We start from the raw sequence: 481 nt of genomic DNA, 5'->3' as shown, positions 1-481 counted from the left end.
GAGAAACAACGGTGCCATAGCTCAGTTGGTAGAGCAAAGGACTGAAAATCCTTGTGTCCCCGGTTCGATTCCTGGTGGCACCACTTTGAAGAAAAGCAAAAGACAGTAAAATCCTGATTTCCAAGTGGAATCAGGATTTTTTGTTTTCTCTCGACACGCAAAAAACGGCAAAATATTACCGTGTGAGGTGGAGCAAAAGGTGGAGATAAAAGGTGGAGCAAAAATCTCCACCGAATTAGAGTCTTTCTCACTGATTTGCAATGTTTTGCGTATCAAGAAAACGTGGTCGGTTTCCTACTTTTGTCCAAACTAAAAACTGTAGGAAAATGAAAAGAAGTTCATTCAATGTGCTTTTCTTCTTGAAGAAGACCAAGCTGCTGAAAAACGGAGAAGCATCCGTTTGTATGCGTATCACTGTAGATGGTACGCGAGTTGAAAACAACATCCGCAAAAGCATTGACCCGTCTCTCTGGAGTCAGGC

1 protein-coding gene and 1 tRNA gene are annotated in these 481 nt (G+C 42.4%); both read left to right on the top strand.

Going from position 1 to position 481, the window contains the following annotated elements:
- Positions 1–10: 10 nt before the first annotated feature.
- A tRNA-Phe gene (locus I6E24_RS16685) sits at positions 11–83 on the top strand.
- A gap of 243 nt (positions 84–326) precedes the next feature.
- On the top strand, positions 327–481 hold a 155-nt coding region (locus I6E24_RS16680; protein ID WP_235329835.1), incomplete at its 3' end, for an Arm DNA-binding domain-containing protein.

The organism is Bacteroides caecigallinarum (genome assembly GCF_021530995.1).
Classification (GTDB): Bacteria; Bacteroidota; Bacteroidia; order Bacteroidales; family Bacteroidaceae; genus Phocaeicola; species Phocaeicola faecigallinarum.
This window is presented reverse-complemented; position numbering and strand designations above follow the sequence as displayed.